Below are 14,578 nucleotides of genomic sequence, written 5' to 3' on the forward strand. Positions count from 1 at the left end.
TAGCATAATGCTTTAGGATTTGGACATGAGTAAACTCGATGCACAAACCACTTATTTGTCGGTGCCTAAGGATGATATTTGCTTAAGTTGACTTTCGTCTCTCCTGTAGTGTAAATAAGAGTCAGGGTATTCTGGTTAACAATGATATCACTAAATTGATATTCTGGTATCAGGCCTTTTAATTCTCCATTAAGTCGTATAGTATATTTCCTACCTGTATCAATATAATATATAATTAATGTGTTAGGGGAATATAAATACAAGACAAAGTCATAAAAATTATGGCTAGAATGATCATAAATCAACTCACCAAATTCTCTCAATTTTATACCTGTTGTTTTATCAATTAAAACAAAATTACATGGACCGTTTGCAGGACAACCACTTCTGAAAAGCAATGTGTTTTTATATTCTTTAGATAACTGGTATCCGAGTCGATAAGTATAACCTGATAAATCTACTGGAACCTCATTAAGTACTCTTTTCCTACCCTTGGCACTTTCAAGCGTAAGCCAAACTCTGTTGCAATTAAATTGCCAGTACAACTTGCTGCCATTCTTAAGAAAAGTGGTTTTACAATCAGTTGTATACTCCTTCATCTTGGGTTCGGACTTACAATCACACTCCTTTTTTTGCCCAAAAGATGGATTCGCAATCAAAATAAGTACTGCACTAATAATTGCTTTCATATTTATACTAAAAAATCAATTGCATCACGCAACAAAAATATTCGATAATATTTTTGTTGCGTGATGCAATTTAAATAAATATACATATCTGTAGTGACAAACGTCTTTACTACATTTTAGACATATGTTAACGCGACCTGAAGGGCATATTTTTATACAGCAATCTGTAGCTATTTATCATTTATTCGTTTCGCTCTCAACTGTTCAACATCAGTTATATCCTTCGCTCTAGCATTGACCTCTTTATCAGCTATTAAATCATTAAAGCTGATGAACGGAATATCTATTTCGGCTACCGTAACAACTTCCCGGCTTCCAAAAGACACACCAAATTTCAGCGGTGCTTTTAGTTCAGGCAGTAGGTCAAGCGTGAATTGTTCGAAATCGTATTTGAAGAATGACTTTCTGGGATTAGGAGTCTGCTCATCTTTATATTCCGTAACGTTTTGCCCGAGTTCTTCCAGTACCTTCAGGAGCTTGAAGTAGTTACCGTAGGTCGGATTATACCAAATATCTAAATCGGGTTTGTCCGCAACTGCGCCGGCTGCATTTATAGATAGCCTATAGTAGCCGTGCAAGGCAACCGCTGTACCGCCAACAATCAGGTACTCAATATCCTGTTTATTGAGGACGCCGCAAACAGTCAGGATGCTACCTACCAGATTATCGTCCATTGGAAGATTTCACCTTTCTCTTAGCAGCTAATTCGCGCTGTAAAAGCTTCATAAACTCTTTAAATTCAGCGTGTGCTTTGTCACGTTCTGACGAGGTTACGTTGGTCGGTTGACTGGCTGACTTCAGCGCTTCGAAGGTGGTATATCGTGTTAGCTTGGCCATATCTTTAGCGTTAGTACTGTTAACAAGCTACTAACGCTAAAGATAACAACGAAGCGGTAGAGATGCTTCGACTGCGGCTGCGCCTTCGCTCAGCATGACGGTCTACCTACTGCCCTACTTACCCGAAAAATCAAAATACAACGTCAGTTCCTTCGCGTACGAAGGGTCTTTGCTGTAGTCGTAGTACATGTTGGCGCGGCCCATGGGGCCCATGTTTTCGGGCTTCTGCGATTTGGTGCCGATAGGCGGGATGCCGTGCATGAAGGAGAGGTTGCCGCTGGGGAAGGCTGGGGCCGTGTTGTAGGGCTTGGCGCCGAAGCGGGGCGTGAACAGGCGCAGGTACACGTCTTCTTGGTCGCAGAGGATGGTGAGGGGCTGGCCGGTGGTCTGGAGCGTGAGCCAGTAGAAGTTGGAGTAGTAGCCCTTGAACTCGGGGTACACGGGGGACTTGGTGCCGTCGGGCTCGCCGGTGCTGGTGTTGTTGTAGTCTTTGGTCCACACGCCCAGGTTGGTGCCTTTCATGCGGTCTTTCCACACGCGGTAGGGGCCGTCGCCGCGCCACTGGATGCCTTTTACCTCCTTTTCGGGGTAGTTGAAGCTGATGCCAGCCAGCTGAAAATCGTAGTCTTTGGGGAAATACTTGGCCGTCATCCGCACCCAGCCCGAGGGGTACACCGTCCACTGCAACGACTGGTAGCGGCTGTCTTTGCCAAACTTGGCGTCGATGACCACGTTTTGGCCTTCCTGGCGCTGGCTGAGGCCCTCGAAAGCTGTTTCGCCCTCGGCCAACACCGGACCGTGGCTCAGCGGAATGATGCCCTTGGCGTTGCGCACCTGCCGCAGCAGGCCAGTTTTGCGGCTGAACGTAAGCGTGACGCCATTGGCCGCCACGGTGTAGAGCGAATCGCTTTCCGATACTTTGGCGGCGCTGGTGCCCTGCATGGTCACGAGGCGCTGGGCTACCTGGGCGGGACGGGCAATGGGCCAGCTCCAGGTGTATATCTCGCGGCCGGTGGGGTCAGTGGCCGTTACGTAAAGCACGTCGTGCTGCTGCCAGTCGGTGGGTAGGGCCAGCTTGAGCGTGCCGAACTCCGTGGGCGCGATGCTGGGCACGGTGGCCGTGCCGGTTTTGGTAACAGGTGCGGCCTTGCTGCCGGGTGCGGGGAGTTGGGCTAGCTTCCAGGTGAAGCGGCACTGGTTCAGGTTGGTGAAGTGGTAGCGGTTCTGTATCCGGAATGCACCGTCGAAGGCCGGCGTGATTTCGCGGCGTTCGAAGAACACCGGGCTCCACACTTCCTTGATGGTATAGTAGCTCCCCTCCTTCTCGTGGTAGGGCCCCACGATGCCATCGGGGCCATGGTCGCCATCGGTGTCGAGGATGTTGCCCTTGTCGGTGCGCACCACGGCGGCGTCGGCGAAGTCCCAGAGGAAACCGCCAGCCGAGAGCGGCTCGCGCCACATTTGCTCCCAGTAGTCTTCGAGGCCGGCGCCGTGGCCGCCGTCGTAGAGGCCGTGCAGAAACTCGGTGGGGAACACCACATTGTGGCCATGCAGGTGGGTACCGTTGCCGTAGTCGTAGTTGATGTAGTGCTGGGTATCGGTGCCGCGAAACACCTGCCAGGCGTGCACCACGGGGCGCTTTTGCAGGTCCATGCGGTCGAGCACGGGGTCGAGGTCGAAGTTGTGGCCGCCTTCGTTGCCGTTCACCCACACCACAATGCTGGGGTGGTTTTCATCTTTGCGCACCATTTCCTCCGTGAGCTTGGTGCCGGTGGGCGTGTCGTAGGCCTGGTGCCAGCCAGCTACCTCGTCGAGTACCATCAGCCCCAGCGAGTCGCAGGCGGCCAGGAAATGGTCGTCGGGTGGGTAGTGCGACATGCGCACGGCGTTCATGTTCATGTCCTTCATCATTTGCACGTCGGCAATGCTCAGCTTCTTGCTGGTGGTGCGACCGGAGCTGGGCCAGAACGAGTGCCGGCACACGCCCTTAAACTTGACTTTGGTGCCATTGAGGTAGAGGCCGTCTCGCTCGCGCAGCTCCACCGTGCGGAAACCAATGCGCTTATCCACAGTGTGCACAGCCTTGCCGCCCTGGCGCAAGGTCATGGCCACACGGTAGAGGGTAGGCGTTTCGGACGTCCAGAGCTTGGGGGAAGGTAGGGTGGTTTGCAGGTGGGTGGTACCGCCAGCTGCTACTGGGCTGCGGAACTCGCCGCCTACCTTCTGCCCGGCCAGGGTGTAGAGTTGGCCTACCACTTCGTCGGCGGCAGTGCCGGCGGTGTATACGTCGGCTTTCAGGGAGCCATCGGCCTTGGCATCTACGGCTACGCGGCTGATGTGCGTAGTGGGCACAGCCTCCAGAAACACCGGCCGGAAGATGCCGCCGAATAGCCAGAAGTCACCGTCCCGCTCGGCGTTGTTGACAGATTGGTTGGCCGAGTGCTTGGACACGGTGGCTTCGAGCAGGTTGGTCTTGCCGAATTGCAGCAGCTTGGTGATGTCGTACTTGAAGCGGTAGTAGGAGCCCTGGTGGATAGGCCCCGCCGATTGCCCATTGATTTTCACCTCAGTGTCGGTCATGGCCCCGTCGAACACGATGTTCACCGTCTTGCCCTGCCAACTCTTCGGCACCTTGAACTTGAACTTATACAGGCCCTTTTCCTTGCCTCGGACCGAGTCTTTGGCGAAACCGTAGTCGTACTTACCGAATCCTTGCAACTCCCAGTTGGAGGGTACGGGAATGGTGGTCCACTTGCCGGAGTTTTGGCCGGCGGTGCAGTAGAACTGCCACTTCACGGTGTTGTCGTTGCCGGTGCCGGAGAGGAACTGGGTTTCCGTGGTTTGGGCGTGGAGGCTTTGCAGCGGCAGGAAGAGTAGTAGGGCGAGTAGGTATTTGGGCATGATGTGCTGGTGGTGGACCTCACCCCCCGGCCCCCTCTCCTCGGGGAGAGGGGGAGCCACGGCGGCGCGGGTGCTGTGTGTTTGGGGTAGTGTAGTTGTGTTAGCCTTCGGTGGTTGGCAGGAGTGTGTTTAGGTGTTTGATGATGGTTTGTAGGACCTGCGTTGTGTTGTGCAGCACTTCTTCGTTGCTGAAGCGGACGACCAGGAAACCGGCTTCCTGTAGCTCGTGCGTGCGGCCACCGTCGTATTCGGCCTGGCTGGCATCGGCGTGGACGCTACCGTCTACTTCGATGATCAGCCACGCTTCTAAGCACACAAAATCCACAATGAACTGCTGGATGGCGTGCTGCCGCCGGAACCGAGCGCCTAGCTTGTAGTTGCGCAGCTCCTGCCACAAATGGTCTTCGGCTTCAGTGGGTTGCTGGCGGTTGGTACGGGCGTAGTCTTTTAGCGTCTTTTTCCAGCGGTCGGCATCGGTGGTGTACATGCGGTAGGGCTCGTTCACTTCCGGGACCTCACCCCCCGACCCCCTCTCCTCAAGGAGAGGGGGAGCCCGACGATTTTCGTCTACTTTATCTGAACTGTAGTTCAGGTTCCTATCACTGGTATCACTATCCATAGAAGCACTAATTAAGAGCCAGAAAAGGCTGAAATAAAGTACCGTGCCACCGTGGCTCCCCCTCTCCCCGAGGAGAGGGGGCCGGGGGGTGAGGTCCCGCCATCAGGGCGTATCCACCGCCCCACTCGTCTTCAACGACTTCACATAAAACACCGCCTCTGGCACCGAGCCACCAGCATCTTTCAGGTCATATGCCTGGTCAGCGGGGGTGTCGGGGGTAGGGAAATGGCGGGCCTGGCCGGTGCGCAGCATCACGCGCTCGAACGCCGCCACCGGGGCGTAGAAGATGTACGTGCTGGTTTTGCCGCCATTTACCGTCACGGTGCAGGTGCGGTTGGGCGCGTCGAGGGTCACGCGGAGGTCGAGCTGTTTGTTGGGCTCGTACTTGGTTACACCCTTGAAACGTGCGCCGGCTTTGTAGCTGAGCGTGCCCGTCGAGTCGAAGGAAAGCTGCACAGCAGGCGAGCCTTTGGCATCCTGAAACTCGATTTGCAGCAGGCCGTGGTCGTTCTGGCCGGGTATCACCGACAGCTCGGCGGTTAGCTGCTTGCTGGCAGGAATGACGCGCTCAGCTTTAGCGTAGTCGAACTTGTCCGCATCCTTTAGAACCATTCCCTTGCTCCCATCCGGTAGCTTACCAATTTCTACTGGTGCCTTCACCAAGCTATACGTGTTCCAGTTGGCTAGCTCCTGGCCGGCGGGTAGCTGGGCAAATACATCATTGGCGTGGCCGGTAGCCGTGGCGCGGATGGGTACTGGTACCGAGGCCACCCAAAGATCCTCCTTGTTCACGCTGTAGGTCACCCACATCTTGCCGTCGGGTGGGGTGCCGTTGCCGGGTAGGATGCCGCGCACGTATTGCGGACCGTAGCTTTTGTAGTTGCCGCCGTAGCGCATGGGCGTGATTTCGCCGTGCACCAGCCACAGATCGGTGTAGTCGAGGCCGTTTTCGGAGGTAGACACTGCCAGCGGCCACCGGAATTCCGAGGGGTTGTACACCGTGGCGTAGTGCCCATCGGACGTGCGCTGCCCCCAGATTTTGGCGTTGCTGTTCACAAAATGCGGCGCCCGAATAACAGGGTTCGGCCAGCTTTTGCCGCCATCGGGGCTGATGCTGGTGAGGGCGTGCTTCCACAGGCCCACTACCCGCTTATCGGGTAGGGAATAGTAGCTAAAGGCCTTGTATTCCTTGTGAATGGGGATAAGCGGGTCGTCGCGGTCCTGCTCCTCCACCATCTGCTGCATCATCAGCGGCGAGGCCAGAATTTCCTCACACGCCGCTACGAAGCTTTTGTCTTTGCTCTTCTTGTAAAATGGGTAGGTCGATTTCGATTGGTCCCAGGTTTTGTTGTAGCGCAGAAAGTAGATCGGTCCCAACTTGCCGTTAGGCAACACCTCACGCACTACCCGCCCAATGCCCTGCCCGTCGTTGGGGTCGTCTTTAGCATCGAGGGCAATGCCGTAGTAGCCCAACGTGAGCAGGCGGTTTTTCTTCGACACGTAGAAGCCCACGCGCTGGTGCATCACGGCCTCCAGGTTTTTGGCCACCTTGCCGGGCTGGTCGGGCTTGACGAAGCCGTCGGGCACCTTGTAGGGCGGGAAGATAACCGTGGGGTTGGTCCAGGTCTGCCCGTCCTTACTTGTCAGCAGCAACGTGCGGCCGGGCGGAATATGCTCGCCCACAGGGTTGCTGAGGTATTGCAGGTAAAACTGACCATTCCAATAGGCCAGCATAGAAGCATGGTTGTAAGTCCAGCCCTCGCCATTGGCCGCCGTAGGGTGCTCACGGTCAGCGCGCAGTACCTGTTGGGCATGTGTGCCAATAGCCGGCCGCAGCTGCCCGTGGTGGTAGTCTACGTTGCTAAGCGTGGTGCCTGTGTAGCGGATGGTTTCGGGCGTGGTTTGGGCGTGGGCGGCCGCGCTGAGAAGCAAGGTGGCAGCAAGCGGCGCGAGCATGGGCCTCACCCCCCGGCCCCCTCTCCAAAAAGGAGAGGGGGAGCCAGACGAAAAAGTTAGAGCCGAGTCGTTCGGCTCCCCCTCTCCTTTTCGGAGAGGGGGCCGGGGGGTGAGGCCCTTCGTATGGTTTATCTGCTTACTCATCCGTTCCACTCATTGAGGTTGCCGATGCGCCACCAGCCGGCGCACTCTGCAACAGGTTCTTCAACGTCTTGCGCGGCACCTGAAACACGGTGCCGTGCTTGTGCCCCTCGGGCACACTGGTTTGGGCCGACACGTCGGTGAACGTCTTGAAATCCGACGTTTTCATCACGCCGTAGCGCTTCTCGCGGTAGGCGTCGTAATAGATCAGCCACTCGTGGTGGGGTAGAGCCAGCACGCTGGGGCCTTCGGTGAAGTTGCCGGTGAAGGGCGCCGATACGTTCGAGAATGGCCCCAACGCCGTTGGGCCGAAGGCTACTTTGATGTTGCGCTCCGGCCGGGTATTGTCCTTCACCACCAGCACGTAATCCTTTGACTTGCGCGGCACTAGCACGGCATCAATGGCGCTCCAGCCGGGGTCGAGGAAGAGCTTGGCGGGCGCAAACGTCTTGAAATCCTGGGTAGTCGTGTAATAGAGGCGGTGGTTGTTGTCCTCGTCCTCCTGCCCTTTCGGGAAACGGAACGGGATAGTGCTGGCCCACACAATGATGTACTGCTTCGTAGGTGCATCGTAGAAGATTTCCGGCGCCCACACATTCACGGTGGTCGGCTCATGACCCATCACATCCACAAACTGCTGCGCCGACCAGTGCACCAAATCTTTCGACGAAGCGTAGCCAAAGCCCTTGTCGCCCTTCCACCCGCAGGTCCAGACGAGGTGATAGGTGCCATCTGGACCGCGGGCGATACTCGGGTCGCGCATGATCTTGCTGGGCCCTACCTGCGGCGTCAGGAAGATGCGGTTTAGATCCTGCCACTTATAGCCGTCGTAGCTGTAGAGCAGGCGCAGCCCCTCGTTGGCCGGCTCATGAAACGACGTGAACATATACACGTCTTTGGAGCAGGCCGAGAGCAACGCGGTGCTGAGCAGCAAGGGTAGGAAACGCAGGAGGCGGGGGTTGTGCATTGTTAGGATTAGAACGACGTCATGCTGAGCATAGAATCTCTACCGGTAGACTTTACCCCCTCTCCTCGGGGGCCGGGGGGTGAGGTGCTACACTAGGGGGCCTACACTGAATCCAGCACCAGCACCCAGTCGTTGCCGTCTTGCACATCGCCGGGCGGGTTGAACTCGCGGGTGCCTTTGTTGGGAAACGTGCCAATGGTGGTCTTTTTGCCATCACGTGGGCTGAACCAAGAGGCCTTCACTTTCGCGCCGCCGATTTTGCCAAGATTTACCTTCATAGTGCGTCCGTTATAGGTATAAATAAATGCGTAGTTCTTGCCACGGGTAGCCAACAGGCGGTTGTACTTCTCCCCTACCTCACCGGCTAGCAGCGACTGATCGGGCACCCGCTCGAAGAAGGGCCGCGAGAGCATTAGCTGCTTCAGGTATTGCATCTGCGCGGCGCCGGGCGCGTTAATGGCCGACGACCACAGTTCATCCGACCCATAGGCGCTGCCCTTGTCGAAGGAGCTGTGCATCTGCATCACCGAGTTTTGCCCGTAGGTGTAGCCAAATGCCCCCGCAAACACCGACCAGTAGCCGTAGCGACGCACATCGGCGTCGTTCCAGCGGGGTTGGGTGATGTCGTGCAGGCCCTGCGGAATACCCTCGTACGACGGCTCCCCGTCGATGCTGGGTTTAATGGGCGTCATCTTGTTGTCTACCAGCTGGTAGCGCCAGTTGTCCTCGCCGTAGTGTTTCTGCTCCTTGCGCGAGGTATCTTGTGCGTAGCGCCGGTGGCCCGACTGGTACATATTGAAATCCAACCACTTTGCCTGATGAAACCAGTCCGACGACTGCGTGCGCCCGCGGGGATGGTAGGTTACGAGGTGGTTGGGGTCCTGAGCCTTCAGCGTACTGCCGATGGTGTTCCACACCTGCAACGAGTCAGAGCCGGCAATGTCGCCGCCGTTCAGCCAGATGATGTTCGGGCGGTTCTTGTAGCGCTCGGCCAGGAAGGTTGCGTAGGTTTTGGCCTGTTGCTGGTTCACTTTGCCACCCTTCACGTTGGTGCCCCACACGGGCACTAGGCCCATGTAGAGGCCTTTCTTAGCAGCTAGGTCTACGATGTAATCGACATGGTCCCAGAAATCGTACTGGGTGGGGTCGGTAGGCGAGTTGCCTTTCGTGACGAGTGGCCGGGCTACGTCGCCGTGCACCAGAGCCGAGTCGCCGTACACGTTCACGCTGGGCACCTGGTGCAGCACCATCACTTGTATCACATTGAAACCCTTCTGACGACGGTCTTCGAGGTAGGTTTCGGCTTCCTCGCGCTTGAGTTTGTTGAACAACAGCCAGCCCGTGTCGCCGAGCCAGAAGAACGGCTTGCCGTCTGCTTTCATCAGGTAGCGGCCGTTGTCCGACACCTTCAGCCGACCCGTAGGCTCGGCAGCCGGCGCCCAGGCCACTAGTGAGAGGAGCAGGAAGGCAAGTAAGTTGCGGGATTTAAAAGGCATTCAGTTAGGAAAGTTCTTGAGAAATTATGGCCGTTATGCTACGCTGTGCAGACGGTGGACCTCATCCCCCCGGCCTCTCAGGGAAAGGGGGCCGGGGGGTGAGGTCCACCGTCTGCTACGATTTACTCTTACCTGCTTCCGGCCGCACATTCTTCACGTCTACAGCGCTATTGAGGTAGACTTCGATGTTGGTGTAGCCATCTTTGCCGGCTACTTTGCTGGCGTCGGAAGGGTCGTTGGGATTCAGGCCGTGCTTCTTTTCGTAGTCATCGGGCATGCCGTCTTTGTCCGAGTCTTTGTAGGGTTTGCCCGTATAGGTGGGGTAGCCCCCTACCTGGGCGGGGTCCGTAATGATGCCCTGCTTATAGGAGTCGGCGGGTAGGCGACGCTTGATATAGGGGCTCTTGGGGGTAGGCTGGGCGTTTTTGGCGTAGGTGATTTTGCCGGTGCGCACTTCCTCCACTACGCGGGCATCCACGGCGTCGCGCTTAGGTAGGGTAGCGCCGGCGTTGGCCAGCACGTACTGGTAGGCCTCTTGGGTGGGTATCACCGTTACGTGCGGGAAAGGCAACGGCTCTTTCAGCCGGATGCCAGCCAGCACTTTCTCCGGCTCGGCTACGCCTTCTACCTGCACGCCGCCGTCCCAGTTGTCCTTGGTTACCTTCTCGTTGCCTTCCACAATATTGCCGGCTACGTAGGCCTTGCCATATTTATCCTTTTTGTCTTTGTCGCGGCTGGCTTCGGGCTTCAGGATGCGGTAGCTGATGGGCTGGTCGAGCGGCGTGATGGGACCAGGCTTCATGTAATTGTTCACGAAGTTGTACTCCGAACGGTCGTCGCCGCCATCGGCCGAGCGGTTCCACCAGTTAAATACCACGTTATTGGCGAAGTTGAAGTCGCCGTACATGCCCACCGAGGGGTTGCGGGCAATGTTGTTGGCCCACAGGTTGCGCACAAACGCACTGTTCAGGCCCCCAATGGTGCTGCCGAACGCGTGATTGTAGTAGTCCAGCGCCTCCGAGAAGATAGAGTTCTGAATGGTGATGTTCACCGTGGGCAGCTTGTCGGCCTTGCCAGTTTGCGGGTTGTTGTACACGTGCCGGTAGATGGACATGTTTTCATCTAAGCCCCACGAAGCCGATACGTGGTCTATGATGATATTGCCGATGGGGTTGCCGCCCAGCGCGTCGTCGCGGCGGCCTACGTCGGTGGCACCGCGCCGGAAGCGCAGGTAGCGCACAATCACGTCGTGCGTGTCAATCCACACCGACTCGCCGGCCACGCACACCCCGTCGCCGGGGGCCGTTTGGCCAGCCAGCGTGAGGTAGGGCGCCCGAATGATGATGGGGCTTTTCAGCTGAATGATACCGGCCACGTTGAATACAATCGTGCGTGCGCCGCCTTGCTCGCAAGCCTCACGCAGGGTACCGGGGCCGCTGTCGGCCAGGCTGGTCACTACGTACACCTTGCCGCCACGGCCGCCGACCGTGAAGGCACCCCCGCCCTCGGCTCCCGGAAACGCCGGAATCTTGGCCTGCTGCAAATCGGAGGGCTTAGCCGCCCACGGCACATAGGGCCTACCCTGCTTGGCCTCGCGCTCCACAATGGGTAGGGCTTTGGCCCAGGCCTCGTCGGAGCGCTTTTTGGCGGCGTTCAGGTCCGCCTCGGCCTTGGCTTCCACGTCGGGCGGAATGGTAGGGTATTGCGCCAGCGCGGGCCGAGCGGCACACGCGGCTACTACGATACCGGCAGAAAGGCAAGTCAGGCGTAATGTCATCAGTAGAAAAGATTGAAAAGCAATAGAGTATACAACAACGAATGGACGGGCGCGGCGCCTACCCCAATACAGTGGCCTGCGTTGCCCGAGACATAGCAGATGTAGTAGTAACGCCTTTTACATCGCCGCAGAAATGCACTTCTACCCCTAGCTCGGCCAGGGCAGCGGCCTTGATGCGACACATTTGGTGGGCTTTGGCTGCATAAGGCGCATACACCACTTGGATGTGGTTGGCCTTGTGCCGGCCCATGAGCTGGTCGCGCGAGACGCCGCAGAGCACAGCGTGCATGATGGGCCACTCGGGGGTGGTTTCCTGCCAGCGGCGCTGGGTTTCGGCGGCGGGCAGGCTTACCACCTCCCCTACCCCCAGGTCGCAGTGCAGCTTGCCGTCTTGCACGTACACGCGGCTCCACACAATGGCGCCCGGCCGGCTCACGCCCCGCAGCGTGCCGCCACCCAGACGGAAGTACATGGGTGTTTGCCGCTCGCTGCTGGCTCCTTTGTATTCATCAATAAAATGCGCGGGCGGGGCAGCTCCCGAAATCAGGAACACCCATACAAACTCCTCGCCCTCGCCGGTGTCGTAGGCCTCGCCCCAACGGATGTCGTGCAGGGTGGTTTCGCCGCTCATGCCCAGCTCGTTCCAGAGGCGGTAGGTGAGCAGGGCGTCGAGGCCGGCACACTCGTCTACCTCGTTGAAGTGCGGTAGGGCTTGGCCCGCGTACAGCTCCTCGCCGGTGGTAGAAAAAACGGGGGGCCGGTCGGTGTTGTTGAGCAGGCCTTCTACCAGGTCGCTGGCCGGCACCAGGTCTTTCAGACCTTGCTGGTACTGAATGCCGATGGTGTCGCAGCCAAAATCGGCGGCCAGGCGCACGGCGGCCACGTACATCTTGCATTGCAAGAGGGTTTGCCGCTTGGTGAGCTGGGTGGCTTCGTCGGTGCCCCAGTTGAACTTCATGCCTTTGGCCAACAGCCAGTCGAGCACCTGCTGGGCGTCGGCATCAGACACCTCGCGCATGGCCGCGTAGAGCGTCGATTGGCTGAGTCGCTCCTTGAATATGCCAGTGGCGTGCAGCAGCTCGTCGGGCACAATAGCGTTGTACATGCCCATGCAGCCCTCGTCGAACACACCCATAATGGCTTTTTGCTCCCGAAACTGCCGGCCGAAGCTACGGCCGGTTTCCTCGTCGGCGGAGGGTAGGGTCACGGCGGGTAAGCTGCGCACGTGGCTGGCATCCTGCTCTATCCTGCCCGTGGCAAGCCACTGCTCCAAGCCCTGCGTAAAAAACGCATCGGTGAAGTCTTCGCTCCAAAGTGTGCTGTACGTCACGCCGGCTTTGGTCAGGCAGCCATTCAGGTTCAGCATGCCTACCAGGCCAGGCCACTGCCCGCTCCAGTTAGCCACCGTCAGGATAGGGCCTTGGTGCGTGGTGAGGCCGGCCAGCACGTGGTGCGAGTACTGCCACACGCTCTCGGCCACAATAAGCGGCTGCGTGGGGTCGATGCCCCGAAATACCTCCATGCCCATCTTCTGCGAGTCGATGAAGCCGTGCTGCTTCGCGGGGTCGTAGGGGTGGGCGCGGCGCACGCTCCAGCCCTGTTTTTCGAGGGCGGCGGTGAGCTGGGCTTCCATCTCGGCCTGGGCAGCCCAGCATTTTTGGTTGGCGGCCAGGCGCAGGTCGCCGCTGGCTAATAACAGTACTTCGGTAGAGGTAGTCAGGACCACGGCTTGGGGGGATGAGACGTTGGAAAGGCAGCTGTGCTTTCCGGCAGAAAGCAATGCTATTGTGGGGGTAGCGCTGGTATAGCCCGGCTACCGGAAATGCTTCAGAACAAATATGCCGGTTAGTTCTCCCCGTGCCCTACCGCTTCTTGCCTACTTAGTATAGGATATTAGCATAGCCTGGCGCATGGGGCAATACGACCTCTCTGAAGGGGTGTGGAGCGGCTGATTTGCGGCTCTCCTGCTTTAGGGCAGTAGACTACATGAGAGTGTAGCCGGTGTAACCTGGTACATTAGTATCATTCTCCATGGATACAGCAGGATTACTACCTTATTATATGCGGCTTCTTCTCGGATAATATCCTAGAGTGTCCACACGTTTTTCACTCCCTACCTGCTTAGCCCTGGAGCTGCTAGTTGCTTACTCTACTCCCACCAACAATTCCCTATTATGAAAGCTCATTTCCATAAAGTTCCGGTTAGTGCGCAAAGCTCCTTCAGCATCCGCCACGACCGTAAACCTAACTTCGGTACCACGTGGCACTACCACCCCGAGTTGGAGCTGCATTATGTTATCAAGGGTGAAGGGGTACGCCTGATTGGGGACAACATCAGTAATTTCTCCTCCGGCGAAATCGTTTTACTAGGCGCCAACCTGCCGCACACCTGGCGCTGCAACGAAGAGTATTTTCAGTGCAACCCCGACCTGGAAGTAGAGGCTATTGTGATTCAGTTTTTGCCCGAGTGCCTGGGTCGCTACCTGCTGGGCCTACCCGAAGCCTACCTCGTACCCAAGCTGTTTGAGAAAGCTAAAAGTGGTTTGCTGATCGAAGGCGACGCCCACGCCCGCCTGGCACCCCTGATGCTGGCTGCCGTAGAGGCCACCGACCTAGACCGCATCATCATTTTTTTATCAATCCTCAAGATTCTTTCTGAAGCTGCAGATCTGCAAACGATTGCAGCTGACCATCACGCGTTTAAGAAATCGAATGAGTCGGATTCGCAGCGGATCAACAAGGTTTGCAACTACACGCTGTCGAACTACAAGAACGAAATCACGCTCGACGAAATAGCCTCTATCAGCAATTTGAGTGTCACCTCGTTCTGCCGCTATTTCAAGCTGATTACCAAGAAAACATACTACGATTTCCTGATCGAAATCCGCATCAGCCAGTCCTGCCGCCTGCTGATTGAAGACAAGCTCCCCACAGAGGTTATCTGCTTTGAGTGCGGCTTCAACAACGTGTCGAATTTCTACCGGCACTTCAAGAAAATCACGAAAATGACGCCCTTGGAGTACAAGCGCAAGTACCTGCGCAACTACCGCGAGCTGGTTGCGGCATAGGTAATACATTATCGTCCTTTACACACAGCTGTCATCCTGAGCAGAGCGAAGGACCTTCTCACGCGTGAACGACTACCGTACCAACGACTCGTTTCTACGTGAAAAGGTCCTTCGCGCTGCTCAGGAT

Annotated in this window: 10 protein-coding genes; 1 reads left to right on the plus strand and 9 read right to left on the minus strand. The window is 57.0% G+C overall.

The window, feature by feature from the left end:
- Positions 1-65: 65 nt before the first annotated feature.
- From MUN82_RS11445 to MUN82_RS11485, 9 genes are all read right to left on the minus strand, one after another.
- On the minus strand, positions 66-689 hold the full coding sequence (locus MUN82_RS11445; RefSeq protein WP_245090311.1) for a hypothetical protein: 624 nt from the start codon (positions 687-689) through the stop codon (positions 66-68).
- 170 nt (positions 690-859) lie between these two features.
- Positions 860-1,363, minus strand: a complete 504-nt coding sequence (locus MUN82_RS11450) for a hypothetical protein (protein ID WP_245090313.1) — start codon at positions 1,361-1,363, stop codon at positions 860-862.
- A 277-nt stretch (positions 1,364-1,640) separates the two neighbouring features.
- The gene (locus tag MUN82_RS11455; protein WP_245090315.1) at positions 1,641-4,427 is read right to left on the minus strand and encodes a glycoside hydrolase family 2 protein; all 2,787 of its coding nucleotides are present in this window, start codon (positions 4,425-4,427) and stop codon (positions 1,641-1,643) included.
- Positions 4,428-4,527: 100 nt separating this feature from the next.
- On the minus strand, positions 4,528-4,914 hold the full coding sequence (locus MUN82_RS11460) for an endonuclease domain-containing protein (RefSeq protein WP_245090317.1): 387 nt from the start codon (positions 4,912-4,914) through the stop codon (positions 4,528-4,530).
- 234 nt (positions 4,915-5,148) lie between these two features.
- Complete coding sequence (locus MUN82_RS11465) at positions 5,149-7,002, minus strand: sialidase/neuraminidase family protein (protein WP_245090319.1); 1,854 nt, start codon at positions 7,000-7,002, stop codon at positions 5,149-5,151.
- Positions 7,003-7,138: 136 nt separating this feature from the next.
- A complete protein-coding gene (locus MUN82_RS11470) occupies positions 7,139-8,110 on the minus strand; it encodes a glycoside hydrolase family 43 protein (protein WP_245090321.1) in 972 nt (323 codons plus the stop codon).
- 101 nt (positions 8,111-8,211) lie between these two features.
- Positions 8,212-9,606: a glycoside hydrolase family 140 protein gene (locus MUN82_RS11475; protein WP_245090324.1), complete on the minus strand. Its 1,395-nt coding sequence runs from the start codon at positions 9,604-9,606 to the stop codon at positions 8,212-8,214.
- Positions 9,607-9,721: 115 nt separating this feature from the next.
- Entirely contained in the window at positions 9,722-11,383 is a 1,662-nt protein-coding gene (locus MUN82_RS11480) for a polysaccharide lyase (protein ID WP_245090327.1), read from the minus strand.
- 58 nt (positions 11,384-11,441) lie between these two features.
- Positions 11,442-13,109: a fucose isomerase gene (locus MUN82_RS11485; protein ID WP_245090330.1), complete on the minus strand. Its 1,668-nt coding sequence runs from the start codon at positions 13,107-13,109 to the stop codon at positions 11,442-11,444.
- A 448-nt stretch (positions 13,110-13,557) separates the two neighbouring features.
- On the opposite strand from MUN82_RS11485, the gene MUN82_RS11490 reads away from it, so the two are divergent.
- Positions 13,558-14,451, plus strand: coding sequence for an AraC family transcriptional regulator (locus MUN82_RS11490; RefSeq protein WP_245090333.1), 894 nt, complete (start codon positions 13,558-13,560; stop codon positions 14,449-14,451).
- Positions 14,452-14,578 lie beyond the last annotated feature (127 nt).

It is taken from the genome of Hymenobacter aerilatus (assembly GCF_022921095.1).
GTDB classification, from domain to species: domain Bacteria; phylum Bacteroidota; class Bacteroidia; order Cytophagales; family Hymenobacteraceae; genus Hymenobacter; species Hymenobacter aerilatus.

Excerpts from the sequence above, each read along its gene's own strand:
- MUN82_RS11455 (WP_245090315.1), bottom strand. The coding sequence starts at position 4,427 with ATGCCCAAATACCTACTCGCCCTACTACTCTTCCTGCCGCTGCAAAGC.
- MUN82_RS11490 (WP_245090333.1), top strand. The coding sequence starts at position 13,558 with ATGAAAGCTCATTTCCATAAAGTTCCGGTTAGTGCGCAAAGCTCCTTC.
- MUN82_RS11480 (WP_245090327.1), bottom strand. The coding sequence starts at position 11,383 with ATGACATTACGCCTGACTTGCCTTTCTGCCGGTATCGTAGTAGCCGCG.
- MUN82_RS11445 (WP_245090311.1), bottom strand. The coding sequence starts at position 689 with ATGAAAGCAATTATTAGTGCAGTACTTATTTTGATTGCGAATCCATCT.
- MUN82_RS11470 (WP_245090321.1), bottom strand. The coding sequence starts at position 8,110 with ATGCACAACCCCCGCCTCCTGCGTTTCCTACCCTTGCTGCTCAGCACC.
- MUN82_RS11475 (WP_245090324.1), bottom strand. The coding sequence starts at position 9,606 with ATGCCTTTTAAATCCCGCAACTTACTTGCCTTCCTGCTCCTCTCACTA.
- MUN82_RS11460 (WP_245090317.1), bottom strand. The coding sequence starts at position 4,914 with ATGTACACCACCGATGCCGACCGCTGGAAAAAGACGCTAAAAGACTAC.
- MUN82_RS11465 (WP_245090319.1), bottom strand. The coding sequence starts at position 7,002 with ATGCTCGCGCCGCTTGCTGCCACCTTGCTTCTCAGCGCGGCCGCCCAC.
- MUN82_RS11450 (WP_245090313.1), bottom strand. The coding sequence starts at position 1,363 with ATGGACGATAATCTGGTAGGTAGCATCCTGACTGTTTGCGGCGTCCTC.